Raw genomic sequence first — 25,199 nt, forward strand, 5'->3', positions numbered from 1 at the left:
TTATCCACTATATCTTCCGCCATAATCAAGATATCTGCCCGGAGGCTGGCTATTGTGATACCATTATTTGAGGGCTATGCCTACATATATGACAGCAATGGAGATTCGCGGCATCAGAAGAGATTGTCTGAGTACCCTCAGGGCTGTTGGGAGAAGTCAGCATCCGAAGGAATTTGTGGCAGTCCTGCGGGAGACAGACGGGATTATCGAGGAGTTTGACCTGGTACCCGGAACCGTTGTCACTGAGCAGAGTGCCGGATTCTCTCCTGAGATGATGCCGCTTGATGTCCATATGGCGGGGAGCGCCCATTCCCATCCGAGCGGTGCCCTTCGGCCGTCTGATGCAGACCTGCGGTTCTTCGGGAGGATGGGCCGGTATCACCTGATCTTCGGCCCGCCTTACGGGGAAGGGGACTGGCGGGCATTCCGTCGCGACGGGACACCGGTGTCATTCGAGGTGTTCGATTGAGACGGGTGGTTGCAACCGGCACGTTTGACATTCTTCACCCGGGCCATATCTATTATCTGGAGAAGTCCCGTGAACTCGGTGACGAACTGCATGTCATTGTGGCCCGCGATGTGAATGTGAAGCACAAACCGGCACCGGTTGTGCCCGAGGAGCAGCGGCTCTGCATGATCAAATCCCTTGCCGTGGTGGATGACGCCCGCCTGGGGGATGACGGGGATATGTTCCGGCCCATTGAAGAGGTTGACCCTGCCATCATCACGCTTGGGTTTAACCAGCATTTTTCAGAGGATTCTCTCAGAAAGGCCCTCCGGAACCGGGGCATTGATGCGGAGGTGGTCCGCATCGGTGCCTATGACGGCCCCGGGTATGCCGGCTCACGCCTTATAATGAAACGGATTCTTGAGACCCGCTGTCCCGGCGAGGGCAAAGAAACTGATAATACGGACTGAGGAGGAGATCAATATATGGCAGATACGGAAAAGAACGAAACTCCTGAAGAGACTGAATATGAGACCGTGACCTGCCACGCTTGTGACGGGGCAGGCTGCACCTACTGCAACAAAACGGGGTCTGTCGAAGTAAAGAAACCGGCAACACTCTGTCCGAAATGCGGAGGCGACTGCTGTATCTACTGCGGGTATACCGGATGGGAAAATCCCCGTGGAAAATATGAGTGATTATGAGGATTTTTCCTCATCTTTTACTATTAAGTAATCTTTTCTTCCGCTACGATTCTGTTGTTTCTCCGTCTCCGTTTCGTCCAGATATAGACGGCGATGACGGCGACAATAACGATGCCCACCCCGGCAATGCCGGAGATGATGCCCGACTCCACCAGTGATATGATGAACCCCGCAGAGAGGGCGATGGCTGATGCGGAGAAGAGTGAACCGATGCCGACACTGATGAGAATCTTCAGGTGATCCATCCCCAGCATCCGCCCGATGACGGAGGCGGCCACGCCGCCCGAACCTTCGAAGGGGATCATCACAAAGAACGCGAGGCCGACAGATGAGATGTGCTCGATGATGGGGTGCCGGTCAAACTGCTCACGGCCGGTGGTCATGAACCGTTTTGCCCAGTGTCCGAACCACGGTATCCTTAAAGCCAGTGGGAAGTTCCAGATGATGAAGAGTGCCCCCATCAGATCAAAGAGTGTGATGGAAAAGGCAGCAAGCCACCAGGGTATTCCTGCCATCACCATCAGGGGGATGACGGTCTCTTTTCCTGCGGGTGGGATGAAGTAAGCAAGGGCCAGAGCAAAAAATGTCCAGAAGAGTGCTCTGGGGAGGACAAGATAGAGTATACAGGGGTAGAGTATCAGAATCGCAAACGGGAAGACGAAATAGAAGATGTGCCAACTGTTGAGGGTTGGATTCCGGCGCATATCGCTGCACCACTGCAATGCCCGTCTCATCTCTCTCCTCTGTTTTGTTCCTGTACAGCGTTCCACCAGTGATTGCGTTCAATAGCAACCCAGTAGCGGCGCAGGTCTGCTTCTGCTTGCTGGTATGCAGGATAGTACGCGGCAACCTCAGACCAGAATGCAGGTGAATGGTTCAGTTCTTTACGGTGTGCAAGTTCATGCACTACCACATAATCTCTCAGATGTGCCGGCAGGGCATATAGCTTGAGGTTCATATTGAGGTTTCCGGCAGATGAGCAGCTGCCCCAGCGGGTTTTTTGCATCCGTATGCTGCAGCGGCCGAAAGAGACTCTCATCTCATCTGCCCGGAGAGTGACGGATTTGGTGATGAGTGCCCGGAAATCCGCGGTCAGATGCTGTCTGAGGGTCAGGGGGTCTGGTGCCGTGATCACCTGAAGGTCATGGTCGGTGTGGCAGTGGTCCCCCTCGTGGACTGCGTAACCGGTGCCAAGGAGAAGTATCTGGTCCGCTGCTGTAGTGCTGCACCCTGCGGCCATCCGGTTCATTTCCGCCTGGCGGGCGCGAATCCAGTCCGTTTTTTCTGCAATGAAGCGTGCGGCGTCAAACCCCTGTGGTGCGGTTATCCGGACGGTTCCGTCCGGCATCACCCGCATCCGGGCATTGCGAACAGGTTTCCGGGTGATGATCACGCGGTATTCATCTGCGGCATTATTCACGAGAGTAGGTTGTTTGCCCGGAAGCGTAATCAAAGGTAATGGTTTATGGTCGGGCTCTAGACAAGTTTTAGACAAGTTTTAGACAAGTTTTAGACAAGTTTTACACAAGAATTTACACAAGAATTTACACAAGAATTTACACAAGAATTTACACAAGAATTTACACAAGAATTTACACAAGAATTTACACAAGTTCTCCATTGTTTTTGACTAGACACGGGTCAATGAAAAACAACATCCAAAGATATCGATGGTATCCCAAATCTCCCAAAACAGAAACAAAAACAGGGGGTGGAGATGATGTCCCTGTTTCCGGCATCTGCCGGGTCGTTCAGTTCAGCCGAGCGCAGGCTTCGCGTCGGCCCAGGTCTCAACCGCTGCACAGATGGCATCGTCCGTATACGAGGAGACGCGTATCCTGTCGCGGGAGAGGGTGACGTAGTAGATTTCGCTGTTCGCGTCGTGGCACTTCAGTTTGCAGGAGAAGCTGTCCTTCCCGGTGTCGCGGGACTGGGTTCCGCCGATGGCGGTGGCAAGCGTGTCGTCGTCCATGACGTGGCTGGCCGCGGTGCCGAAGGCGGCAACGGACGCGACCTGCATGGAGACGTCGCCGATGGTGTCCGCCTCAAGGTTTTCGTAGACGATCTTCGCGTCGTAGCGTTCCTGGGAACGGGTAACGGGATCGATTGGTACACCCTTCTCGGTGTAGGAGGTACAGCCGAAGGGGTTGGTGTCGATGATATCCTGCACGAGGGCATTGAAGGCAGTGATATCGGCGATGGGGATGGTGAGGTCCCGCACCGCACTCTTGGTGTTGGTGGTCTGGATAAAGTCAGCCATTTTTTGGCACTCCTGCCAGCCGGTTCCCGGGGTTCGACTGACATACAATACTATTACTTTGAGTAATATTAACCTGTCTTAACATCGGACCTCATGCAGAAAAGATCCGGCAGTGTGACAGAAAAATGAGGATGATCTGAGGGGGAAAATGAACGGGGCGCACCGGCAAAACCGTCTGGCCCTCATACGATATCCGGTGCCGCAACGGGGACGAACATTCTGTACAGCGGATCTAAGCTCCGGTTCGTTGTTCCCTGCATGAGGAGTGATCGAGAATGTCTGAAAGAAAATGGGGGAGGGCACACACGGGTGCCTTACCCCTTCACGGATGGAAAATGTCATCGGCCCGGTTATTACCATAGGTAATGGTTATCCCCTTTGCCAGCAGAGTCTGTGCAGGGAAAAATACCGGGAAGGGAAGAGAAAATGAAGGATGACCTGAACACGAAAATCATCGAGACGCACCGCGATGTCAGGTGGATCTGCCGGACGCTCGAAGAGATGAAGGAGACGGATGCAGACTTTGAAGATCGCCTCCGGAACCTGGAAGGCTGGCGGGCCGAAAGGGCCGGGGGAGATAAGCGAACCGGCGGGATTGTCGCGGGCGTGAGCGGGGTGGCGGGAGCACTCGCGGCGTGGCTGGTGCAGTGGCTGGGGGTGGGATGATGTGACTGGACGTAAGATTGGTAGCGGACCGGGAATTTAATAAACTAAATATTCAAATTCTCTTTTTTCTTTAAACCTCAGAGCGATCACCAGGAAGATTGCGGAATGGCCGGTCTCATCCTCACTCCCGGAACACTTGAAAATCTTGTTAATTATGCAACATATCTTCCGAATTCCTATGAACGGGCAGCATGGATGCTTCATGGAATTGCAACACGTCATCCGTTTTATCAGGGAAATAAGAGAACCGCATTTGCCGTAGCTGAGATGATTCTGATGCTGAGTCCTGAAAAAAGGATGATCACCGCTGAAGATGATGCAATTTACCGATTTGTAATGGGGATTGCACAGAATTCGTATTCGATAGAAGACGTAGAAGACTGGCTCGTACAAAATAGTGGGAATATGGATGGATAGTTAGTCAGATGCCAGACGGTTATAGGCCTGCCTGTGCTTATTCATTGAAAGTTCCATGGCTGCTTTTTCAATTGCTGACAGACCTTCCTGTTCTTCTGACTTCATATCATCATCAACCTGAATTGGTGAAACGGGGTTTCCAATCGTAAATGATCCCGTGGGTCCGACCGTCCCTGAGTTTTCGGAGAGGGGTGCCGAACTGTCTGAAGTGTTGGAACGGTATGGGCCAGGTGATTTCATCATCCCCTCCTCTTTATCTGAATCAATCACTCGTGAACACACGTTCATACCCTCCTTATTCATTTACGATAGCTTTCCAGCCTTGAGGAATAGGAGTTACGTTTATATTAATGTTCAGATCAGGCATGCTGCGCACTCCACTGATCTGAAGAACCGAGCGGTATTCACTTCGGATACGACGACTCTCCAAAGTTGCCTGGAACATCTCATATTTTACAGGAGGAAGGGATACAATTTTTACCTGCTGAAGGTGTTGCTGGCAGATTTGGGTTAGCAGTTGGGGGGAAGATTCGCGGGCACTTCGAGTTGTTGAACAGGAGCAGGATGCTTAGACAGGGAAGAATCATCCATCACAATCTCCGGACCCGTTTGGCCCGGCAAAAAGAAAGAAATCTCTCATCGGTCAGGTGCAGCGTGAGTTTTCGTATACGTCCGCCGGGCAGCCTTCATCAAAATTTTGTCTGTATCTTTAAATGAGGGAATATACCCGGTTTCACTCCACTTTGTTCCGTTTAAGATAATTTGACTTCCGGGGGACATTCTGGCAGAAATTACCTGTTTTTCGGATTCTCTAATAGGAATACACGTCAACGGTTTTTTGGTTCCCCGGATTCCGGCAGGGAGGTATTGGCTGTCTGACTCCTGAACGTCAACAGAGGCATTGAAATGAGTCTCTTTTTTATCCTCTTGCCCTGGGAATTTCTTTCCGGGTGATGGTGTGTCACTCATAATTGTAACCTTGTTTAGCAGGTAACCATGTTCTTAGATAATATTTATGTCTAATCCGGATTCCCTGTCGGGCCCGGGAATCAGAAAATTCATCCCCTACACTTTCACCCTCCGCCCGCCCTACCACTAATAACCACCACTCCAACCCCTCACTCATGCCGCAGCGCTATCTCATGCACAATCAGACTCTCATCCGTGACCATGAAGTCTTTGAATTCAATTATACTCCTGAAACCATCCATTACCGAGACCTGCAGCTCCGGCAGCTCGCGGGAGCCCTCAGCCCCGCCCTGCGAGGGGCATGCCCCTGCAACACCAACCTCCGCGGCCCGCCGGGGACCGGGAAGACCACCTGCGTCCGGCGAATCTTCAGCGAGCTGGAGGAGACCTCCTCCCGTGTTGTGCCGGTCTTCGTCAACTGTGAGAGTATCAATACCGCCTTCCGTGTCTTTGCAACCGTCTTCGGGCAACTCTTCGGACACCAGCCGCCGCTCTCCGGCATTCCCCTCCAGCGGCTCACCGGCCCCATCGCAGCGGAACTCATCCGGCGGAAAGCAGTCCTCATCGTCTGCCTGGACGATGCCAACTACCTCGGCCACAACGGCCAGCTCGACGTGGTGATCCGCTCCCTTGTGCGGATGTACGAGAACTATCCGGGGGTGAAGGCCGGTGTCGTCACCACCATCAGCGATCATACCTTCTGCCCCCTCACGGTCATCGACCCGGCGGTGGTCTCCGTCTGGCAGCCCGAAGAAGTCCCCTTCTTCCCCTACAAAAAAGACGAGGTCTCCACCATCCTCCAGGACCGTATCCGCATGGGGCTTTATCCGGGAGTAATCCCGCCGGGAATACTCGACCGGATCGTCGCCCTCACGATGGAGGGAGGTGACCTCCGGGTCGGCATCGACCTCCTGAAACATGCCGTTCTCACTGCCGAACGGGATGCCCGAACCGTCGTCGGGGAACAGGATGTCACCACCGCGTTTGAGACCGTACGCGGCGCCCACCTCAGCCTTCTCATCGAAGGACTGAAAGCGGGCCCGGAACAACTGCTCTCCCATATTATCCGGATGAAACAGGAGGAGCGGGCGGCACCCCTCACCTCCCGCACCCTCTATGAGTCATTCAGGGAGACACGGGATGTCTCCTATACCGCCTTTCATGCCTGGCTTCGGAGGCTCTCCGACCTCCGGCTTATTGATCTGCACCGGCGGGCCGCAAAAGGGAATGCCCACGAGATTGAACTCCGGTTTGACCCCAAATTTGTCAAAGATATTTAATTCAAATTCCTTTTTTGAATACAATAAATTATTCTGAGTTTCACAAAAGAAGAGCGCCATCGCTCATGTAAACAAACCTATTAAATATCAAGCAGCCTGATATATTATTGTCGAGCCTACTTAGTAAAAATTGAGTAACCGACCTCGACACTGAATTGTCGAGAACCCACCGGGAAAGATAGGAACACAGTCACACAACTTGACAAAGTATACTCTGTTTCTGTGAATATCAATTTTTCCAAAGGGGACGCATAGCCTATCGATTAGTGAAAAAGCAGTTCAACTGCCAATACCCGAGGAAACATGAATAAAAAAACAACCAACGGGATGGAATTACACCAAATCAAGAGTCTGGTGAAGAAGAAAATTACCGGCCTCTCCTCCTACAATCTGAATCCAAAAGATTGTGACGCAGAGGCCTGCATCATGCGGTTAGTCAATATCAGCGATCTCTCTGAGGGCGTAGTGGATCATACCACAATTAAAGAGATGAGCGTCAGAGCAACGAAAAAGACCGAAGAGAACCGCATCAGGACGGGGGATGTGCTGGTCACCCTGAGAGGAACCGCCCTCCGTGCAGCACTGGTAGATGAAAAATCCAGCGGTGCGGTCATCTCATCGAATATTGTTGCACTTCGCTTCACTGAAGATATCCTGCCGGACGTTGTTGTTGCATGGTTTAACAGTCTTCGTGGCCAGCAGGCATTGAATGCACTCTCTGGCGGGAGTACAATCCAGGGCATGAAAATTTCTGAAATGATGGAAATCAGGATTCCGGTTCCGCCATTAGAAATCCAGCGCGATATTGTGGAATTTTATGCAACCGTTCAGGAACGACGATTGCTCCTAAAACGCGAAGAAAAACTGCTCAACTCTGTCGAACGAATATACCTACAAAATAAAATGGAGATTTAAAATGACAAAATTTACTTTTGAAATAATGAAGACGAAAGTCTGGGAAGCTGCTGATATTCTCCGTGGCTCCATAGATTCAGCGGATTACAAGAATTATATCCTCGGAATGTTCTTTTTACGCCGTCTCTCGGACGTCTTCGAAGAAGAAGCGGGAAAAATAGAACAGGAAACAGGCGACCATGATCTTGCCTGGAATGACCCGGACGAACACGAATTTTTCATCCCGGAAAAGGCCCGCTGGAAGAACATTCAGAGCCTTACCGAGAACATCGGAGAGGAGCTAAACAAAGCAACTCAGGAGATTGAAGTACACAATGACCTGATGGAAGGGGTCCTTGGGAGCATTGATTTTAATTCCAACAAACTTGGCGAAGTGAAACAGAGGGATACGACACTATCCGCACTCATCCAGCATTTTTCAACAATTTCCATGAGAAATGCGGATCTTGAACGCCTCGATATGCTTGGAGATGTCTATATGTATCTCATCGAGAAGTTTGCGGATGATTCCGGGAAAAAGGGTGGAGAGTTCTATACGCCGCACCAGGTGGTAAAACTCCTCACCTGTATTCTCGACCCAAAGGAAGGAATGCGGATTCACGATCCCTGTTGTGGGTCCGGCGGCATGATCATCCAGTGTGCCGAGTATGTTAAAGAGAACGGTGGCGACCCAAAGGATTTGACACTCACAGGGCAGGAGAAGAATTACGGAACGTGGGGCATCTGCAAGATGAACATGCTGCTGCACGGATACCTTGATGCTGATATCCGCAGCGGCGATACCATCCGTGACCCGCTGTTCTACAATGATGACAAACACCTCATGCAGTTCGACGGGGTGATCTCAAATCCACCGTTCTCACTTGATAGATGGGGGCATGATGTAGCATCAAACGACCAGTTCGGTCGTTTTGGATATGGTGTGCCACCAAAGTCACGGGGTGATTTCGCCTTTGTGCTGCACATGATCAATGTGCTCAACGAGAGGGGCCAGCTTGCGGTCGTTGTCCCGCACGGCGTTCTTTTCCGTGGTGCTGCAGAAGGGAAAATCCGGACAGGAATTTTGCAGGACGACCTGGTGGAAGCGGTCATCGGTCTTGCGCCGAATCTCTTCTATGGAACAGGCATTCCAGCGGCTGTGCTGGTTGTCAACCGGGATAAACCAGCCGAACGGAAAGGAAAAGTCCTCTTCATCGAGGCATCAGGTGAATTCAGGAACGGTAAGAACCAGAACTCCCTCACCGACAACAACCTGACAAAGATTGTGAAGGCATACCGGGAATTTGAGGACGGGGAAAAATTCTGCCGTGTCGTCTCCATGGATGAAATCGAGGAGAATGAATACAACCTGAATATCACCCGGTATGTGGACACAACACCAGACGAGGAGCCTGTCGATGTCGAAGCTGTTGTGCAGGAACTCAACGAACTGCGTGCACGCCGGGCCGAGGTTGAGGGAAAACTCGATGGCTTCCTTGAGCAGTTGGGATATGTGGTTAAATGAGAGATGATAGCAGCCAAATCCCAGATGATGCTGACATTTCCTGCCTGTTTCAGAAAACAGGTATGGGAACCCTTGTCTGTAATTGTGCAATTACCTCTGGGAATAATGTAACAAACGAAACAAATGAAAAAATTTGTTTTGAATGTGAAGCAGGGAAAATATATCGGGAAGTGGGATGTGATGCCTTTACCGCAAAGGTTCGCCTATATCCACCTCGTTTCAATGAATTCTATGTTGAGCAGATATTATGCACGAAAAAAAAGCGTGCAACAACACTGGAACAATGCCGCGAATGCTCTCTTGTGACAGCGCCAACCACCAAAGAAATAATCACCAATACCGTTGGCCTGTTCCAATCAGAGACCTTTTATTCCGCATACCAGAACCTCGAGGATGCACGGAAACGCCTGAGAGATGGAGATTACGATGGGGCGATTACCCAGAGTATTTCCTGCCTGGAGAGTGTCATGAAGACTGTTCTTGACAGGTGTGACACCCCCCATCCCAGCGACCCAAGTGTGACGAAATTATGGGGTTCAGTGAAAAAAGAACTCAATTTTGAGGAATTTGAAGGAGCAGACAAAGTAATCTCCCTTCTTGGCACGTTGTCCGGTGCCGTTAGTCATCTCGGTGGGGTGAGAAACCACCTCGGTGATGCACACGGAAACGGAGAGGATGCACCAGAAGTCCCGTTCATGTTCGCAGAACTGGCAATAAACACGTCTTCCACACTTGCAACAGTCATTGTGAGACGTTTCAATCAAATTAAGGAGAAATAATTATGGATAAAATTACACTAAATGCGCATTTACCCCTGGATACTGACAATTGTATCAGAAGGGAATGCCCGTATTGCAAGAGAGAATTCAAAATAAGGAAGTCAGATTTTGAATCATTGAATCATGAAAATGAGTATTTCTGTCCGTATTGCGGACAGTCTGCAGATGCAAATGAGTGGTTTACCACGGCGCAGAAAGATTATACGATGAACATTGCAGCGAATGCTGGAATTGATCTTATCAATAAAGAACTTACAAAATCGCTCAAAAAACTGGATTCGAGAAGTTTCCGTGTGAAAACAAGGGATGTCCCGAGAAGAAATGAGCTGATCAACCCGGAGAACGATGATATGGTCTTTTTCGCCCTTCCCTGCTGCAACAAACAGATCAAGATATCTGAAGAATGGGATGGAACCATCTATTGCTATTTCTGTGGATTTCCGCATGACAGAAAGGGAGGAGAAGATGACTGAGTTTTCACCGCAGGGGGTGTTTTACTGAGGTCTGAAACAGTGCATCGTCTTCACAAGAACTTTGAGGATTATGTCAATACCGCTGATGGCGTCGAGTTCTGGTATGCGAGGGATCTACAGGTGCTCCTGGGATACCAGAAATGGGATAACTTCAGAAAGGTCATCACCAAAGCAAAAGATGCCTGTTCGAATGCAGGCCAGAATGTAGCAGACCATTTTCCCGACGTCGGGAAAATGGTCTATCTGGGTTCCGGCTCAGAACGTGAGATCCCGGATATGATGCTCACCCGCTACGCCTGTTATCTCATTGCCCAGAATGGTGACCCCAGAAAAGAGGAAATTGCTTTCGCACAGAGTTACTTCGCTGTTCAGACCCGGAAACAGGAACGGATTGAAGAGCATATCGAACTTGTGGAACGCATGCGGGCCCGCGAACGCCTGAAGGAGTCGGAGACGACTCTTTCACGCAACATATACGAGCGGGGAGTCGATAGCGACGGATTTGCCCGCATCCGGAGCAAAGGGGACAAGGCCCTCTTCGGTGGGCATACAACCAAGGATATGAAACAACGTTTAGCTGTAGCAAACAGCCGCCCCCTGGCAGATTTCCTTCCGACGGTGACGATCACCGCGAAGAACCTTGCAACTGAGATTACGAACTTCAATGTGGAGAAAGATGACATGCATGGTGAAGCCCGAATCACGGGTGAACATGTGGTGAACAACAGGGACGTGCGTGAACTCCTCCTTAAACGGGGCATCACACCGGAGGCTCTCCCTCCCGAAGAAGACCTCAAAAAGCTTGAGCGCCGGGTTAAAAAACAGGAAAAACATATCGCTGGTGATGCAGGCAGGCTTCCCAACAACGGTTCTGAGACTCCACAGGAGGGAGACAATGTACACAGATAATCTCATCCCGGTTGCACATGCAATTCATGCCTCACCCAAACGGTATGCCCTCCTCCTGGGTGCAGGCATCTCTGTCTCTGCGGGCCTTCCGACGGCAAGCGATGCCTCAGGGAATATGATTCGGGAGATTGCCGCCGGAAAGGATGATGACTGGGAAACAGTGATACCGGGCGGGGAAAAGACTGAAATCTGCCTCAAATGGTTCGAAGAAGAATTTGGCGAAAAGGCAACTTTCGAACGGTTGATGAGAAAACTGGGTATTACTAAAGATAACCGGAAGGATGGGTTGAAGAAATTTATCTATCCGCTCGATGGAGATGGCAACCCGATTTCTGTCCCTCCAACCGATGCACACCGCTGTATCGCACGGCTGGTCAAATCGGGGATGATCTCTCTCATCATCACCACCAATTTCGATACCCTCCTGGAAGATGCATTACGGGAAGAAAAGGTTCGTTATGAGGTCATCACCGAAGAATCTGATGTCAAACAGATGTCTGTTATCCCGGACAGATGCCGGATTCTGAAGGTCAACGGTGACTTTGAACGGGGAACACTCAGAATCACTCCGGAGGATCTGAAGGAATATCCGGAGAATATTGAAACCTACCTGAGACATATCTTTGCAGAATATGGCCTCGTTATCTGCGGGTGGTCCGGAATTTTTGATACCCGTCTATTACAGATTCTCTGTGCTAATGATATCACCCGCTACCCGATATTCTGGTGCCTGCGGGACAAATCAGTTGTCCCGTCCGTAGTATGCAAGGCAATCTCCCCCACCCGAATTGAAATCAACGATGCCGATTGTTTCTTCACGACAGTCGAAGTAGTCCTCGAACGGTTTTCCCGGTTTGAACCGAGAACCACCCTCTCAGCCGCAGCAGCGGTAAAGAAGGTCAAAGATGCCCTGCGTGATCCCCGGCCCGATCTTTCGGTCCCGGATGTGATCAATAGTGAGGCTGACCGTGTGGTGCATGCGCTGAAAGAGTTTGAATATTACCCGCCCGAGGGTGACGTCATTGCGAAGGACCATCTCCGTTCCATTCTGGAAGATCTGGAACGGATAACCACCCCTCTTGCTGCGATGTGTGCAGCTCTTGCATATTATGAGGATGGAACGTATAGCAATCTCATCAGTATGACTATTGAGCGGCTGTTTGCGATTGAGAAACCTGTGCCTGAAGGAAATTACATTTTTCATGGTTTGCACGATAAAGAGACATATTTCATGCAGCAGCTTGCAAAGATGTGTTTCTATCCCGCGGTCCTTGTGATATATGCATCTGGAATTGCGGCAGTGCATAACCAGCAGCTTTCAAATCTGAGTGCTGTTCTCTTTGAACCAAAATACAGATGTCATACCGGATTTAAACTGGAAAAATTCCCATATTTTGATGATATAAACCTCTGGAAAACAATATTGGCAGATCAAAGTCTGATCACTGATGTTAATCTTGATCGGTTCGGAAAACGTGGGACGCCCCACCTATATCCCTTAACAATCCTCAAAGAAATTCTTCAACCCATAATCCCTTACGAAATAGCATTTTATGAGGATTTTGATGTCTTTGAATTCTTTTCAGGTCTTGCATACATTCATGGGGGTGAATTGGATTTATCACAATGCAATCCAAAAGATCCACCGTGTCCTCTCGAATCAAGAGCTTGGGTCAAATATGTCGGATATATCGGGGACAGACAGATGACACTGGATGATTACGTATACAGATATTGTGAAAAAATCGAAATCTCGGAAATTGAATCTTCCACCGTAAAAAGGAATCTGCATGTATTAATTGAAGCTTCTGGGAAATATTGTCAGTTTTTCAAGATTAAACCAGAGATAGGATTTGGGAACCCAAGTACGTTTGGAGTTACTGCAAGGTGATAAAAATGGATGATATTGATATTCCAAATGGATACAAACAAACCAAGGCGGGCATAATCCCAGAAGTTTGGGATGTCAAAAAAATTAAAGAATTTGCAAAAACAACTGCCGGGGGCACTCCCTCAACAACTCATCCAGAATATTGGGGGGGGTCCATCCCCTGGATGAATTCAGGAGATCTCAATAAAAAAATTGTTGAGGAAGTATCCGGCAGGATTACTGAGCTTGGTCTGAAAAAATCAAGTGCAAAAATAATTCCAAAAAATTCAATATTGATTGGTTTGGCGGGGCAGGGAAAAACAAGAGGAACGGCTGCAATGAATCTCATTGACCTCAGTATCAACCAGTCAATTGCAGCAATCATTCCAGATTGCAATGTAATTCTCCCAGAATATCTTTATCAAAATCTTGATAGCAGATACCAGGAATTACGGGATCTTTCCACGGGTGCAAAAGGGCGAGGTGGATTAAACCTATCCATTATTAATGGGATTTTTGTCCTCATTCCCCCTTACTCGGAACAAACAGCCATCGCCTCCATCCTCACCACCGTTGACGAAGCCATCGCCACCACCGAAGCCATCATCGCCCGCACTGAGGAGCTGAAACGGGGCTTCATGCAGGTCATCCTCACAAGGGGCATCGATAAAGATGGCCAAGTCCGGAGTGAAGAGACACATGCGTTTAAGGACTCACCAATTGGCAGGGTGCCGGTGGAGTGGGATGTCAAAAAAATCAAAGATTTTGCACGAACAACTTCAGGAGGCACCCCCTCAACAAAACATCCAGAATATTGGGGAGGTTCAATCCCATGGATGTGTTCTGGAGATCTTAACAAAAAAATTGTTGATGAAGTATCTGGCAGGATAACTGAAATTGGCTTAAAAGAATCAAGTGCAAAAATAGTTCCAAAAGAATCTATTTTGATTGGTTTAGCAGGTCAGGGAAAAACAAGAGGGACGGCTGCAATGAATCTTATTGATCTCAGTATAAATCAGTCGATTGCTGCGATTATTTCTGATACAAATACGATATCCCCAAAATATCTTTATCACAATCTAGATAGCAGATATGCAGAATTAAGAAATCTTTCTACCGGTGCAAAAGGTCGTGGTGGATTAAACATATCCATTATCAAAGGAATATTTGTCCCCTTACCTCCTCTTCCAGAACAAAAAAAGGTGGCATCTATACTCACAACAATTGATTTTAATTTATCGTTTGTCGAGAAACAGTATCTAAATCACCTCAACAATCTAAAAACTGCCCTCATGCAGGATCTCCTCACGGGCCGTGTCCCGGTGCCGGAGGAGATGAGACAGGAAACTCTGCCTTCCGGTATCGAAGGAGAGGCAGTATGATCCAAACACCGCCTCCCATGCCTGAAGGGATGAAAAAGATGTCAGCAACGGAGGCAGCAGTCGCCTCCTTCTTTGCCATCGCCCAGGAAGACCTTGAGGCGTCAATGGTACTCTATGATAATAAACTGTACCGGCCCGCCATTCTCCTTCTTCAGCAGGCAATTGAGAAGGCAGTCAAATCCCTTGCCCTGCAGATTGGGGTCATTGAACTGGATGGTGTGAAAGGACTTGGCCACAACCCACAGAAAGCCTACACAGACCTCATCATCCAGCTCTCCAACGACCTGAAAAAGAGCATGAAGGATATTGAGAAGCGTGAAGAAATGCAGATCGCCCTTGCATTCATTGGTGAGGATGTCCGGAAATTAATGGACACATTTGAGGAATTCAAAACTCAGGCACTCCGCACCGCGGCTGCATACAACAGATGCAATATCAGCGAAGAGGAAGTTTACGCCCTTCTGACCGTCGTGGACGAAATGAACCAGGAATTTTTTGATCTGGATCAGGTAATCCAGGACAATCTTGGAGAAAAGGTATTCAACGGTCGCCTCATCAAAGTAACGACTGCGGTAAAAATATTCCTTTACCTCATTCCAATGAACCCGGAAGGAAAGAAGAATATGAACAGCAAAATAGACGAAATTGCACAACAGGTCTCTTCTTTGGGTGAGTTATTTGAAAGTTTTTTCATCCTCATTATCTCACAGATTACCGCCGCATTTTCCCTCTTCTACCTCTCTTTGCTCACTGCTCCCCATGCGATGGTGGCCCGGTATCCCAATGCAACGAAAGAGAACATTGACCCCCTGGAATTCTATACTGATGAAGCGCCACTCATCGCAAATCTTCAGGATATCCTTTGGTTCACCGAATACACCTTCGACCAGATGGAACGGTTCTATTCCCATCTCACCTACCTTCCGGAGATTCAAAAGGAGGTATTCCCCCGGAAGGAGAAGGCCCCCCAACTCCTGAAAAAGAGCAACCCGAACATTCAGGGAGGGAATGCCTCATGACCCGGAATCTGGATGAACTTCGCCTCGTTGAAGACCCTGCGGTAGAGGTTCTCACCACCCATCTCGGATGGACAGAATATTCAGTCCGGGACGCCGATGCCCTTCGGCCGTCCCGAAAAGAGCCCGTTCTTATTGGTATCCTCGAAAAGAAGGTTCGGGAACTCAATCCATGGATATCGGATGAGAACGTCAGTCATGTTGTCCGCAACATCACAAATGTCCATGCAACCACTACCCTTGAAGCAAACGAGAAGATACACGGCATGCTTGAGAGAGGAACAACTGTCACGCAGGACCTCGGTGATAGATGGGGACAGCAGGGAAGGGACGTGCAGCTCATCGACTATGACACCATTAGCAACAACGACTTTGTCCTTATCCGTCAGTATCCCGTAGAGCATTACCGGGAATGTATCCCTGATATTGTCCTCTTTGTCAACGGCCTTCCTCTGGCCGTCATCGAGTGTAAAAGTCCCCTTTTGCAAAAACCCCTCAACCAGGGCATTGAACAGATCAATCGCTACCAAGAGAAAGGAAGCCAGTTTAAAAACGAGGGATGTCCCCGTCTGTTTAAAATTGCTCAGGTCCTTGTAGCAGCATCCGGTGACGACGCAAAGGTTGCGACAAATTTCACCGCGTGGCGGCACTGGACGCAGTGGAAAGACCCCTATCCCCTCGAACTCAATGACCTCCAGTCAGTATATAATGTCACGCCAAACTTCCAGAATCAAATGCTCTTTGGCGTATTCCAGAAGGAGAACTTCCTTGACCTTATCCGCAACTTCATCGTCTTCGAACGGGAATCCGGGAAAGTCATCAAAAAGATTGCCAGGTACCAGCAGTACAAGGCAACCAACAAGATCATGAAACGCTGCACCGGGGAGACACATGAAGGCGGCTTTATCTGGCACTGGCAGGGGAGCGGAAAGAGTCACACCATGCTCTGCACGGCTGTGAAACTCCGGCGGGAAAAAACACTGAATAATCCGACCATTGTCGTTGTCTCTGACCGGACTGACCTTGACAACCAGATACACGGGGTCTTCAGTCATTGCGGATTCCCGAACCCGGTCAATGCACGAAGCATCAAAGATCTCAAAGAGATCCTCGGCAGGCCCGCGGGCCTCATGGTCATGACCACCATCCAGAAATTCCAGGATGCAGCGGAAAAATTCCCCCTTCTCACTGATAAAGAGAATGTCTTCGTTCTCGTGGACGAAGCACACAGGAGCCAGTACAATACCCTTGCCGCCAATATGCGGCGGGCCCTGCCAAACGCCTGCTTCATTGGATTTACCGGAACTCCCATCGCAAAAAGTGGCCATGACACATTCACCACGTTCGGGGGCCTCATTGACAAATATGATCATAACCAGTCGGTGCGGGATGGAATTACCGTCCCTATCTATTACGAAGGGAGAATGGCAGAGATTGCCGTCGGAACCCATACCATCAACGAACTATTTGACCGGGTCTTCCGGGACTATGATGAGGAAGACAGGAGCCGCATAGTAAAGAAATTCGTTACTAAACAGGCGATTGCCATCGCTCCAAAACGAATAGAGATGATATGCCTTGACCTCCTGAAGCATTATGAAGAACAGATCCTTCCGAACGGATTCAAGGCGCAGATTGTCGCACCGAACCGCAGAGGTGCTATACGCTACAAGGAGACCATTGACCGCCTGGGCGGGCCCTCCTGTGAAGTTCTCATCTCCAAGATGCATAACGACGAGGCGGAATTCACTCCCTATCACCGGTCAAAGACCGAAGAGCAGGAGATCATCCGACAGTTCAAGGAGGAAGAGGAACCGAACATCATCATCGTCTGTGACAAACTCCTTACCGGATTCGATGCACCCCGCGAACAGGTGATGTACCTGGACGCCCCTCTCAGGGAACACACCCTGCTACAGGCAATGGGACGGGTAAACCGCAGGTATGCAAAGAAAAACTATGGGCTTGTGGTAGATTACTGGGGAGTGAGCGAAGAACTCCGGGCCGCCCTGAACATGTACAGCGAAGAAGGCATCGAAGGGCTGATCCATACCGATTTCTCCGCAATCGTTCTCCCGTATCTTCAGGCCGCATGCAGAGCAACGAAAAACCTTTTCAGTACGATTCCCCGCTCAGATGATCCTGAGGTATTCAAAGAGGCATGCGTTCAGTATCTTGAACCCGAAGACATGCGCCTCAGATTTGACCGCACATTTCGTGATTTCTCCAAATACATGGACATGCTTCTCCCGAACCCTGAGGCACTGAGATTCCGGCCAACCTTCGAGCGCTTCGCCGCAATTCGCATTGCCGCCCGCAACCGCTACAGCGAAGACCGTGACCCACTGGATGATTGTGGGGCAAAGGTTCGGGAGCTCATCGATTCACATATTCGTGCCGGGGGGATCATACAGATGACTGAACCACTCTCCATCTTCTCACCGGAATTCGAGAAAGAGGTTGCCCGGCAGCCATCTGACGATGCCAAGGCAAGTATGATTGAGCACGCCGTTGCCCGTGAAATCAATGTGAAAATGGATGAGGACCCAATCTTCTATCAATCACTTTCAGACCGCCTGGCATCGATTATTAATGATTACCATCAGGAACGTATTGGTGGTGCCGAGCGTATCATGCACCTGCATGAAATCTTGGAAGATGCCCGGCATCCTGAACAGCGGGCGAAGGATATTGGTGTGGACACAGAAGTTGCTCCCTTTTATCTCCTCCTCACATCAGAGGTGGAAGACGGGACGGATCTCCGGACCACGGCCACGGCAATAGTCGAAATCCTGAAGTCACATGTTGTTATTGACTGGCACCAGAAGGAGGACGTAAAACGATTGATGAGACGGGAAATAAAACGGGAACTTCGTTCGGTGGAATACCCACAGGAAAAGATGCAGGATATTGCCTCCAAACTTGTGGAACTTGCCGAACGGAGATATCCCCGATGATGCAGACCGGAACAGTTCGATTTGGAGCTACTGACATCTCATACTCGGTGAAATACAGTGTCAGGAGGGAACAGGTGGGCATCTCCGTATCCCCCGACAAATCGGTCGAGATCATGGCACCTGCAGATACTCCTGAAGTAAAAATCCGAGAAATCGCACGGAGAAAGGCAGCATGGATCTATGAACAGATCCAATGGTTTGACCGGCTTTCACTCATTGATATGACAAAGGAGTATGTCAGCGGCGAGACATTCCTGTATCTTGGAAGACAGTATCGTCTCAAAGTCATATGCAACGGGACGGGGCCCAAAATCAAACTCAGCGGCGGATATTTTGAGGTAACTATCCCGGAAGGCATAGATGTTAATGATCAGAAAGACCTTGTTCGCAAGGCTCTCCTTCAATGGTACTGTTCCCATGCAGAAGAAAGAATCAAACCCATTCTTGCCAGAAATGCAAGAAGACTGGGTATTGAGATGCCCCCACTTAATATCAAATATCAACTGAAACGCTGGGGGAGCTGCACAAAGGACGGCATGATCAATATCAATGTCCGTATCGCAATGGCGCCGATGTCACAGGTTGAATATGTGGTGGTACACGAACTTTGTCATCTAATTCACCGTGAACATTCAGCAGAATTCTGGGCACTTGTCCGGAGAGTTCTTCCGGATTATGAAATCCGAAAAGAGCGTCTGCTTGAAAACGGATGGAAATATGTATTATAAGAGGGGGGTGGATCTCCCACTCATATTTCCCTTAAATCTCTCAGTTGCCATATGGAAATATTGCTCCTCAATTTCAATGTTGATACTATTCCGTCCCCATTTTGATGCAGCAATAGCGGTTGTTCCTGTTCCTGAAAAAGGGTCTAAGACTGTATCACCAACAAATGAAAACATTCTGATTAATCTCTCAGCCAGTTCGGTAGGATATGGGGCAGGATGCTGTCGCGTAGAAGCACCGTGAATATCCCAGATTTGTTGGAACCAACTTTTATGATTGACTTCAGAGATTATCGAGAGGAGCCTCGAATCGAGATCCGGTTTGCGATAACCTCCCGACTTCCTCTGAAATAATATATATTCAATGTCATTTTTCACTATTCCATTTGGTTCATAGGGCTTTCCAAGGAAACTGCTACCACGTTTTGCCTCATATTTTGCATTTGATATCTTGTACCAAATTATTGGGGTTAAATTGTCAAATCCAATTTCTCTGCAGTGTTCCTGAATACTGGCATGTAATGGAAAAACCACGTGGCGACCAACCTCCCTTCTCGGAAGGCACACATCACCAACAACAATTACAACCCTCCCACCGGGAACTAAAATTCTAAAGATATGTGCCCACACTTTATCCAATTCAATCAGAAATTTCTCGTAATCTTCAATTTGGCCTAATTGTTCATCTTTTTCAGGATACTTCTTCAGCGTCCAATATGGAGGAGAAGTCACAATAAGATGAACACTTTCGTCTGGAATGCTTCTAAGATTCCTACTATCCGTATTGATAAATTGATGCTCGGTATAGATTTGCCTGGAACCCTGCTCAATATTCAGCATCATTTGCGGGTCCTTTGCAATTTTTGGTATTGCCTTCTGACCAAATTCTTCCATTATTTGATACGCTTTCTGAGGAACAAAGTCGGTAACTGGAAGGTTTGCTGATTCTTTATTCACTTTGAAAACCATCTCGACGCGAGTATGATTTGTTTCGTGTGAATCCAGGACGTCAATACCCATACTTACTAAGGGTTTGATTTATGAGATAAATAAGCCCTCATACAAAATGGTCTTTGACCGTGACCACCCCTTGGAGTGGCTGTTTTATCATGATGTTGAGATGATGGATGCTCCGTGATCCAAAAAAATGAATTCATCTGATTTTTCTATATGGCACTCGCTCATATTCCCCTCCCGAACCCGCCGGGCATCATACGCTTCGCAGACACCCTTCCGCTGCTCTTCGGGGTAATACACCACGCCCCTTCACCACAGATCGTACAACTTCCGGGCAACACCAACGACCGGCGACGTGTGATCCAGGATGCCGGGCAGGGGTAGAGTGGCACCGGACGCCAACGCTCTGTGCGCTGTTATTCTCCCCGGAATGCTTTTAGATAGCGTATAATATTCGATCGCACATTGCATTTCCCTGGTTCGGGAGAGATGTTGGAAATGACAATCAATCCCTGTGATGGCACAATTCCCCAGAAAACAAATGCACCGGATAGTACGCTGCCGCCCATGCCGACCATATAGAGCGGTTCCGTTATTGTTTCGCGGTTCTCATCATAGAAACTGGCATGGATTCCTTTACCGTTGCGCCAGATACCAAACAGTTGCCGAAGGGTAAGCGCTGAACTGGACTGAGTATATGCACTCCCAATCATGGCCGTTGACATTTGTTCATCCAGAATCTCGTCTTCCAGGTTTTCGGTAAACACATCCCAGTGATCAAGGATAAAGGAAAGTTCCCTGATTTTTTCGGTCGGGTCAGATGACCTGCCATGCTGTATCACCCGATATTTTGATGGTTCTGTTTCATTTATTTCGGCATTGGAAATCGGACTCATTATCCCCTAATAGTGTGCGACACCACATAAATATTACTCAAAATAATTTTTTATCACAGCAATTATTCCCAGGAGTAATTTGCGTTCATCTTTGTCTCAGCATATTTTCATCATATCTGCTATTGTTCATCTCAGCCGTAATCGTCTGAATCCGGTATTTACCCTGTGATATTCTATAACCGGCTGAAAAAACTCGCTGGCATGCAGCCCACGTTTGACATCTTGCATCTGAAGTAGCTGAGCTCTGTCTGGCCATCGCTGAAGATTACTACAAGAGGTCTTAATGGAATATTTTTGGACTCTCTTACTCTTGCCATCCTCTATATCCTCCCGTCAAAAATATCGGGAAGACCTCCATAACGCCCGGTAAAGTATCCTTTTTCAATAGATTTGTCAACTCTGTCTTCGTAATCAAAGAGGGAATAGAGTTTTGTACTCTTATTTTTCTTATCCTTCTCCGTAAACCAGATCTGCTCCCTTCGAAAGAAATCCGATGCAAGAATCCTGGTATTATGCGTCGTCACAATAAGTTGAGAATTTGCAATATTGTTGTTTTCATCATGGAAAATTTTCAGAAGGTACATGATCAGATCCGGATGCAGCCTGGTATCAAACTCGTCAATTACGAGAATACGCTGATGGTTTTCAAGTGTATCCAGAATGATTCCCAGCATATTGAAAAAGACGTTCGTTCCGGCAGATTCAAACTCTTCAAATTTATTTATGATGTTTTTTCCGTCATCTCTTATATGGACACTCTTAAGTTCGGTTCCTACAATTTCCTTATCACTCAAAGATTCACCGGTACGTTTCTCAATAAATTGTACAATATGATCCGGGATTTCTGATTTATCCATCTCGATCACATTTCCTGAAACATCAGATATATCAAAATCAGCGTATTTTAAAATTTTAAGAACCTTTTCTTTGTTCTCAACAGATCTATTCATATAATCAATGCTATATTTATCTCCGATATCAGATATCCGTCCGAAATAGCTCAGGTTAATATTGAACCACTCAAAGACCTCTCCAAATGGTTTGTATTCATTGTTGGCCTTGGACAAAAAGAGCACATTCTCTCCCGTGTGCTTAAAAAGTCCCAGTAATTCATCTTCATCGACAAAGGCCTCTAACGTGTCCCTGTTGCGTTTGTAAATGAATATTTCGCCTTTCTTTTTTATGTAGCTGAGTTCTTCAGAAATGATCTCGTTTGCATCGTATGAAAAGGAATATTTGTATTCGGTATTGCCACTGATAAAATCAATTTCAAATAATGTGGGTTTTCCCTCGTATTCTGCACTGAGAACAAACGGGAAGTAGGGAATTTTGTCACCCTTATTGAGATTTTTTGATGTTAATACCAGAAATTTGATCAGATCGAGTGCCTGAATCTGATTAGTCTTTCCTGAGGCATTTGCGCCATATATAATACAACTTTTCAGGAGTTTTGTGATGTCAGGAATTCCCTTCACTTTAATGAGATTATATGCCTTTTTCCTCTCTTTTGAGGTTAACATACTAAGTGTCGTTTTTTCAGCGATAGAACGGAAATTTTCGACACGGTATTCTATAAGCATACAGTGTATACCTATCTTGAATGATATATATGTTTTGATTCTACGAAATTTTCGTAGAATCTAATATTGGATTGGGGTAACATATGCAACTAAGTTTACCACTTCATTCAAATTTTTCAAATTGTGGTGAAATAAAATTTGACCATTCCGGATTTTTGATACAATATTCCCAAAATGATTCTTATTTTATCAAGAAAGTGAATTAACGCAATTTTCCAATGATTTTTTCTGCCTGCACTATTGCCTGCCGGGCATTCAGTTCATTTGCTTTATATGAGGGATCATCGTAATCACTGCTATTACGCCATTGTCGTAGTCGTTGAAGACTTCTTACAATATCACTTCGTCCGGACGTCTGAAAATGGGCTCTAAGATTCAGATGATCCTCTGCAGTATCCTCCGGCTCAAATCCATAGTTGTCTTTTGCATAATATTTCGCATGGCAAAAAGCGGCATAATACGCACGACTGATAGCACTGCGGTAAGCGGCCTCTTCGTTAAAATTTTCGATATTGTCTAAAAGAAAACGTGCAATATCAATATAATGAGACCATTGAAAAGACATGATCAGGATGATTTTGGTTTGAAATCCGTTGTTACCAACAACCAGCCTGAAGTATTTGTTAACGCCACTTCGTATTCATTGCAGACTTCTTCAATCTGATCTAAAATATCGTCATCATACGAATCCTGCCGGACATATATGGAAACATATTCGTCATTAAATTCAGGATCACGATACAGTTCAACAGAAATCTGTGCTCCCTCCCCGAATTTTTCTTTCGTCAGAATAGAAGCATAGAGCAACACATCATAAAATCCCGGATTTCTCACGCTGTAATCAACCACGGCATCGACATTCGGAAACTCAATACCCAGAGACTTGTTCAGTCCAAATAATGAATTTTCAATTGAAGAGTAGGAACTAATGGTGTCAGAAAACATCTCGGGGAAAAATAATTTCGCAAACTCCTCAAACTGTTCCTGCCCTGAATCAGAATAGGTATTACCAAAGAGGCGGATGAAAAGTTTCCATAGCTTTGTTAGCCAGGGATCAGAATCCTCAATTTCATTAAAGCATTCCTCCGGGAATCTGAATTCCTTTTCCTGTTGACCAAATGGCAATAAGACTGAAGACTGATTCAAATACATTATTTCATCTCGTTGAATGATTCTTTCATTTTTTCCGTAATGCATCCATTAAAGAGCTTTTTTAACTCCATATGCGCATTCCCGATCCATTCAATTGCATCTGCCGGCCGGACAGGGTGGTTCGGTGCGGTATAGTATTCCTCTCTGAGAAGAAATGCGTTACTCTCTTTTTTTGAGGGGAATGTCCTTCCCAAATCCAGTTTTGACAACTCTGCTCCGTTTTTATGGACAAATTCACATCCAACAATGAAATTTCCGACATCCTGGGGGAGTCCGGAGGATACGTGAGGATAAAAATTAAAATAATCACTTAATTTTTCAATATTTCCCTCAATTTCTATCTTATTAATGTATAACAATCCAATTCGATCAATTTCTTTGATCTCAACGATTTCCTGTAGTGTAGTATAGACCAGATTAATTTTCTGACTGAAGATTTCCCAGGAAGGATACGGTCTGAGACAGTTAACTGAAATCATCCGGGGATATATCTGAATAAGGATTTTACCGTCTTCGCTGAGAAATACGTCATTGGTGACAGGGTCAATTTTTTGACTGTCTATTCCTTTTTCATTGGCTTTAAATTCAAGTTTATGGCTGATTTTTTGTTTCTTCTCAGGGAATTCATCCTTTAATTTATCGTATAAAATTAAAGCGAGATCCCCATTCCATTCGGTATCTTTTGAGAATCTGAATTCACAAACTGCCTCTTGTATTGGGGAATATTTGAGATCTGCCATTAATAGATCACACAAATAATGTGGTGTTGCATTATCTTAAATGAGTCCTTATATTTTACGGTTCTTAACGGATCATTCTGATTTTTTGAAAAAATGGATAATAGTAATCCTCAGTAATTACTAAAATCCGGATCAAAATAAGATGGAATTAATTCATCCCATACCTTTTTTTGCAGTAAGTTCATCGTATACCATAACCTGCTGCCTGAATTGGTTATACCCGACATATTTCGTTTCATTGATATCATTCGAAAACTCCCATATCGGCATAAACTTAGACATCGTCTGTTCACAGGGTTTCCATACGAGCCTAAAACTCCATTGATCTTCATATCCTTCATCATAAAAGACTTTTTTCGCTTCCTCAAGACTCGGCATTATAATACTGGTAACGTTCTCAAGTGCAGCACATGCGCCAAACATAGCAGTATCATCTTTTATGATAATCATGGAGATAACAACAGGAATTCCGTTCTTTTCAAAGGAGATCAAATAATAATCGGCACTGTCCTAGATTATGCAGCATAATTATATACTTTGGTTGTTTAATGTGACAACATGGCAAGACCTAGGGGTAAAATTCTCATAACATGTCAAATA

General features: G+C 47.1%; 29 protein-coding genes. 17 read left to right on the forward strand and 12 right to left on the reverse strand.

The annotated features are described in order from the left end of the window. The first annotated feature begins 76 nt into the window (after positions 1-76). Genes MKMG_RS04295 through MKMG_RS04305 form a run of 3 tightly spaced genes read left to right on the forward strand, consistent with a single transcriptional unit; the run spans position 77 to position 1,146 of the window. Positions 77-469, forward strand: coding sequence for a Mov34/MPN/PAD-1 family protein (locus tag MKMG_RS04295; protein WP_254059080.1), 393 nt, complete (start codon positions 77-79; stop codon positions 467-469). Next, on the forward strand, positions 466-918 hold the full coding sequence (locus tag MKMG_RS04300; protein ID WP_165076024.1) for an adenylyltransferase/cytidyltransferase family protein: 453 nt from the start codon (positions 466-468) through the stop codon (positions 916-918). The genes MKMG_RS04295 and MKMG_RS04300 overlap by 4 nt, the downstream gene beginning before the upstream one ends. A gap of 15 nt (positions 919-933) precedes the next feature. Beyond that, complete coding sequence (locus MKMG_RS04305; protein WP_165076026.1) at positions 934-1,146, forward strand: hypothetical protein; 213 nt, start codon at positions 934-936, stop codon at positions 1,144-1,146. A 29-nt stretch (positions 1,147-1,175) separates the two neighbouring features. Here the strand turns inward: MKMG_RS04305 and MKMG_RS04310 are convergent, their stop codons facing one another. The 3 genes from MKMG_RS04310 to MKMG_RS04320 form a co-directional block, all read right to left on the reverse strand. Continuing rightward, the gene (locus MKMG_RS04310; protein WP_165076029.1) at positions 1,176-1,886 is read right to left on the reverse strand and encodes a small multi-drug export protein; all 711 of its coding nucleotides are present in this window, start codon (positions 1,884-1,886) and stop codon (positions 1,176-1,178) included. Continuing rightward, a complete protein-coding gene (locus MKMG_RS04315) occupies positions 1,883-2,572 on the reverse strand; it encodes a M48 family metallopeptidase (protein ID WP_165076031.1) in 690 nt (229 codons plus the stop codon). The genes MKMG_RS04310 and MKMG_RS04315 overlap by 4 nt, the downstream gene beginning before the upstream one ends. A gap of 336 nt (positions 2,573-2,908) precedes the next feature. Beyond that, positions 2,909-3,412, reverse strand: coding sequence for a hypothetical protein (locus tag MKMG_RS04320; RefSeq protein WP_165076034.1), 504 nt, complete (start codon positions 3,410-3,412; stop codon positions 2,909-2,911). Between the two features lie 426 nt (positions 3,413-3,838). Here MKMG_RS04320 and MKMG_RS04325 point away from each other — a divergent pair, with 426 nt between their 5' ends. Continuing rightward, entirely contained in the window at positions 3,839-4,078 is a 240-nt protein-coding gene (locus MKMG_RS04325) for a hypothetical protein (protein WP_165076036.1), read from the forward strand. A gap of 105 nt (positions 4,079-4,183) precedes the next feature. Continuing rightward, positions 4,184-4,495 carry a type II toxin-antitoxin system death-on-curing family toxin gene (locus tag MKMG_RS04330; RefSeq protein ID WP_165076039.1) on the forward strand — a complete coding sequence of 104 codons (312 nt, stop codon included), beginning with the start codon at positions 4,184-4,186 and terminating at the stop codon, positions 4,493-4,495. On the opposite strand, the gene MKMG_RS04335 is transcribed toward MKMG_RS04330, so the two are convergent. Beyond that, a complete protein-coding gene (locus MKMG_RS04335) occupies positions 4,496-4,738 on the reverse strand; it encodes a hypothetical protein (RefSeq protein ID WP_165076041.1) in 243 nt (80 codons plus the stop codon). It lies immediately after the preceding gene. Positions 4,739-5,131: 393 nt separating this feature from the next. After that, complete coding sequence (locus MKMG_RS11535; protein WP_254059081.1) at positions 5,132-5,464, reverse strand: hypothetical protein; 333 nt, start codon at positions 5,462-5,464, stop codon at positions 5,132-5,134. A 155-nt stretch (positions 5,465-5,619) separates the two neighbouring features. On the opposite strand from MKMG_RS11535, the gene MKMG_RS04345 reads away from it, so the two are divergent. From MKMG_RS04345 to MKMG_RS04395, 11 genes are all read left to right on the forward strand, one after another. Beyond that, complete coding sequence (locus MKMG_RS04345) at positions 5,620-6,744, forward strand: ORC1-type DNA replication protein (RefSeq protein ID WP_256366062.1); 1,125 nt, start codon at positions 5,620-5,622, stop codon at positions 6,742-6,744. Between the two features lie 303 nt (positions 6,745-7,047). Then, positions 7,048-7,659, forward strand: coding sequence for a restriction endonuclease subunit S (locus MKMG_RS04350; protein ID WP_165076047.1), 612 nt, complete (start codon positions 7,048-7,050; stop codon positions 7,657-7,659). 1 nt (position 7,660) lies between these two features. Further along, the gene (locus MKMG_RS04355; RefSeq protein WP_165076049.1) at positions 7,661-9,163 is read left to right on the forward strand and encodes a type I restriction-modification system subunit M; all 1,503 of its coding nucleotides are present in this window, start codon (positions 7,661-7,663) and stop codon (positions 9,161-9,163) included. A gap of 170 nt (positions 9,164-9,333) precedes the next feature. After that, positions 9,334-9,942 carry an abortive infection family protein gene (locus tag MKMG_RS04360; RefSeq protein WP_165076052.1) on the forward strand — a complete coding sequence of 203 codons (609 nt, stop codon included), beginning with the start codon at positions 9,334-9,336 and terminating at the stop codon, positions 9,940-9,942. Positions 9,943-10,058: 116 nt separating this feature from the next. Beyond that, positions 10,059-10,415: a hypothetical protein gene (locus tag MKMG_RS04365; protein ID WP_165076054.1), complete on the forward strand. Its 357-nt coding sequence runs from the start codon at positions 10,059-10,061 to the stop codon at positions 10,413-10,415. 39 nt (positions 10,416-10,454) lie between these two features. Next, a complete protein-coding gene (dinD, locus tag MKMG_RS04370; protein WP_254059082.1) occupies positions 10,455-11,324 on the forward strand; it encodes a DNA damage-inducible protein D in 870 nt (289 codons plus the stop codon). After that, a complete protein-coding gene (locus tag MKMG_RS04375) occupies positions 11,311-13,215 on the forward strand; it encodes an SIR2 family protein (RefSeq protein WP_165076056.1) in 1,905 nt (634 codons plus the stop codon). The genes dinD and MKMG_RS04375 overlap by 14 nt, the downstream gene beginning before the upstream one ends. A 5-nt stretch (positions 13,216-13,220) precedes the next feature. After that, complete coding sequence (locus tag MKMG_RS04380) at positions 13,221-14,576, forward strand: restriction endonuclease subunit S (protein ID WP_165076058.1); 1,356 nt, start codon at positions 13,221-13,223, stop codon at positions 14,574-14,576. Beyond that, positions 14,573-15,595, forward strand: coding sequence for a HEPN domain-containing protein (locus MKMG_RS04385; RefSeq protein ID WP_165076060.1), 1,023 nt, complete (start codon positions 14,573-14,575; stop codon positions 15,593-15,595). The genes MKMG_RS04380 and MKMG_RS04385 overlap by 4 nt, the downstream gene beginning before the upstream one ends. After that, positions 15,592-18,549: a type I restriction endonuclease subunit R gene (locus MKMG_RS04390; RefSeq protein WP_165076062.1), complete on the forward strand. Its 2,958-nt coding sequence runs from the start codon at positions 15,592-15,594 to the stop codon at positions 18,547-18,549. The genes MKMG_RS04385 and MKMG_RS04390 overlap by 4 nt, the downstream gene beginning before the upstream one ends. After that, positions 18,546-19,277 (forward strand): M48 family metallopeptidase, encoded by a 732-nt coding sequence (locus MKMG_RS04395; RefSeq protein WP_165076064.1) that lies wholly within the window; start codon positions 18,546-18,548, stop codon positions 19,275-19,277. Before MKMG_RS04390 ends, MKMG_RS04395 begins: the two co-directional genes overlap by 4 nt. Here the strand turns inward: MKMG_RS04395 and MKMG_RS04400 are convergent. After that, positions 19,272-20,294, reverse strand: coding sequence for a site-specific DNA-methyltransferase (locus MKMG_RS04400; protein ID WP_254059083.1), 1,023 nt, complete (start codon positions 20,292-20,294; stop codon positions 19,272-19,274). The genes MKMG_RS04395 and MKMG_RS04400 overlap by 6 nt on opposite strands. A gap of 150 nt (positions 20,295-20,444) precedes the next feature. Between MKMG_RS04400 and MKMG_RS04405 the strand changes: the two genes are divergently transcribed. Further along, the gene (locus tag MKMG_RS04405; protein ID WP_165076066.1) at positions 20,445-20,615 is read left to right on the forward strand and encodes a hypothetical protein; all 171 of its coding nucleotides are present in this window, start codon (positions 20,445-20,447) and stop codon (positions 20,613-20,615) included. A gap of 32 nt (positions 20,616-20,647) precedes the next feature. Here the strand turns inward: MKMG_RS04405 and MKMG_RS04410 are convergent, their stop codons facing one another. From MKMG_RS04410 to MKMG_RS04435, 6 genes are all read right to left on the reverse strand, one after another. Further along, complete coding sequence (locus tag MKMG_RS04410; RefSeq protein ID WP_165076068.1) at positions 20,648-21,127, reverse strand: hypothetical protein; 480 nt, start codon at positions 21,125-21,127, stop codon at positions 20,648-20,650. A gap of 320 nt (positions 21,128-21,447) precedes the next feature. Further along, positions 21,448-22,707, reverse strand: a complete 1,260-nt coding sequence (locus MKMG_RS04415; protein ID WP_165076070.1) for an ATP/GTP-binding protein — start codon at positions 22,705-22,707, stop codon at positions 21,448-21,450. Positions 22,708-22,909: 202 nt separating this feature from the next. After that, positions 22,910-23,272, reverse strand: coding sequence for a HEPN domain-containing protein (locus MKMG_RS04420; protein ID WP_165076072.1), 363 nt, complete (start codon positions 23,270-23,272; stop codon positions 22,910-22,912). A gap of 2 nt (positions 23,273-23,274) precedes the next feature. Beyond that, a complete protein-coding gene (locus tag MKMG_RS04425; protein ID WP_165076075.1) occupies positions 23,275-23,859 on the reverse strand; it encodes a hypothetical protein in 585 nt (194 codons plus the stop codon). Further along, entirely contained in the window at positions 23,859-24,599 is a 741-nt protein-coding gene (locus tag MKMG_RS04430; RefSeq protein ID WP_165076078.1) for a TIGR04255 family protein, read from the reverse strand. Before MKMG_RS04430 ends, MKMG_RS04425 begins: the two co-directional genes overlap by 1 nt. Positions 24,600-24,752: 153 nt before the next feature. Then, positions 24,753-25,091 (reverse strand): hypothetical protein, encoded by a 339-nt coding sequence (locus tag MKMG_RS04435; RefSeq protein WP_165076080.1) that lies wholly within the window; start codon positions 25,089-25,091, stop codon positions 24,753-24,755. Between the last annotated feature and the right edge of the window lie 108 nt (positions 25,092-25,199).

It is taken from the genome of Methanogenium sp. MK-MG (assembly GCF_009914725.1).
Taxonomy (GTDB): domain Archaea; phylum Halobacteriota; class Methanomicrobia; order Methanomicrobiales; family Methanomicrobiaceae; genus Methanogenium.

What these genes read in the sequence shown, in the direction of transcription:
- MKMG_RS04345 (WP_256366062.1), top strand. Translation starts at nt 5,620, where the DNA reads ATGCCGCAGCGCTATCTCATGCACAATCAGACTCTCATCCGTGACCAT.
- MKMG_RS04390 (WP_165076062.1), top strand. Translation starts at nt 15,592, where the DNA reads ATGACCCGGAATCTGGATGAACTTCGCCTCGTTGAAGACCCTGCGGTA.
- MKMG_RS04425 (WP_165076075.1), bottom strand. Translation starts at nt 23,859, where the DNA reads ATGTATTTGAATCAGTCTTCAGTCTTATTGCCATTTGGTCAACAGGAA.
- MKMG_RS04305 (WP_165076026.1), top strand. Translation starts at nt 934, where the DNA reads ATGGCAGATACGGAAAAGAACGAAACTCCTGAAGAGACTGAATATGAG.
- MKMG_RS04385 (WP_165076060.1), top strand. Translation starts at nt 14,573, where the DNA reads ATGATCCAAACACCGCCTCCCATGCCTGAAGGGATGAAAAAGATGTCA.
- MKMG_RS04320 (WP_165076034.1), bottom strand. Translation starts at nt 3,412, where the DNA reads ATGGCTGACTTTATCCAGACCACCAACACCAAGAGTGCGGTGCGGGAC.
- MKMG_RS04310 (WP_165076029.1), bottom strand. Translation starts at nt 1,886, where the DNA reads ATGAGACGGGCATTGCAGTGGTGCAGCGATATGCGCCGGAATCCAACC.
- MKMG_RS04420 (WP_165076072.1), bottom strand. Translation starts at nt 23,272, where the DNA reads ATGTCTTTTCAATGGTCTCATTATATTGATATTGCACGTTTTCTTTTA.
- MKMG_RS04415 (WP_165076070.1), bottom strand. Translation starts at nt 22,707, where the DNA reads ATGCTTATAGAATACCGTGTCGAAAATTTCCGTTCTATCGCTGAAAAA.
- MKMG_RS04405 (WP_165076066.1), top strand. Translation starts at nt 20,445, where the DNA reads ATGGCACTCGCTCATATTCCCCTCCCGAACCCGCCGGGCATCATACGC.
- MKMG_RS04395 (WP_165076064.1), top strand. Translation starts at nt 18,546, where the DNA reads ATGATGCAGACCGGAACAGTTCGATTTGGAGCTACTGACATCTCATAC.
- MKMG_RS04335 (WP_165076041.1), bottom strand. Translation starts at nt 4,738, where the DNA reads ATGATGAAATCACCTGGCCCATACCGTTCCAACACTTCAGACAGTTCG.
- MKMG_RS04410 (WP_165076068.1), bottom strand. Translation starts at nt 21,127, where the DNA reads ATGAGTCCGATTTCCAATGCCGAAATAAATGAAACAGAACCATCAAAA.
- MKMG_RS04355 (WP_165076049.1), top strand. Translation starts at nt 7,661, where the DNA reads ATGACAAAATTTACTTTTGAAATAATGAAGACGAAAGTCTGGGAAGCT.
- MKMG_RS04295 (WP_254059080.1), top strand. Translation starts at nt 77, where the DNA reads ATGCCTACATATATGACAGCAATGGAGATTCGCGGCATCAGAAGAGAT.
- MKMG_RS04330 (WP_165076039.1), top strand. Translation starts at nt 4,184, where the DNA reads ATGGCCGGTCTCATCCTCACTCCCGGAACACTTGAAAATCTTGTTAAT.
- MKMG_RS04380 (WP_165076058.1), top strand. Translation starts at nt 13,221, where the DNA reads ATGGATGATATTGATATTCCAAATGGATACAAACAAACCAAGGCGGGC.
- MKMG_RS11535 (WP_254059081.1), bottom strand. Translation starts at nt 5,464, where the DNA reads ATGAGTGACACACCATCACCCGGAAAGAAATTCCCAGGGCAAGAGGAT.
- MKMG_RS04350 (WP_165076047.1), top strand. Translation starts at nt 7,048, where the DNA reads ATGAATAAAAAAACAACCAACGGGATGGAATTACACCAAATCAAGAGT.
- MKMG_RS04375 (WP_165076056.1), top strand. Translation starts at nt 11,311, where the DNA reads ATGTACACAGATAATCTCATCCCGGTTGCACATGCAATTCATGCCTCA.
- MKMG_RS04430 (WP_165076078.1), bottom strand. Translation starts at nt 24,599, where the DNA reads ATGGCAGATCTCAAATATTCCCCAATACAAGAGGCAGTTTGTGAATTC.
- MKMG_RS04325 (WP_165076036.1), top strand. Translation starts at nt 3,839, where the DNA reads ATGAAGGATGACCTGAACACGAAAATCATCGAGACGCACCGCGATGTC.
- MKMG_RS04400 (WP_254059083.1), bottom strand. Translation starts at nt 20,294, where the DNA reads ATGGGTATTGACGTCCTGGATTCACACGAAACAAATCATACTCGCGTC.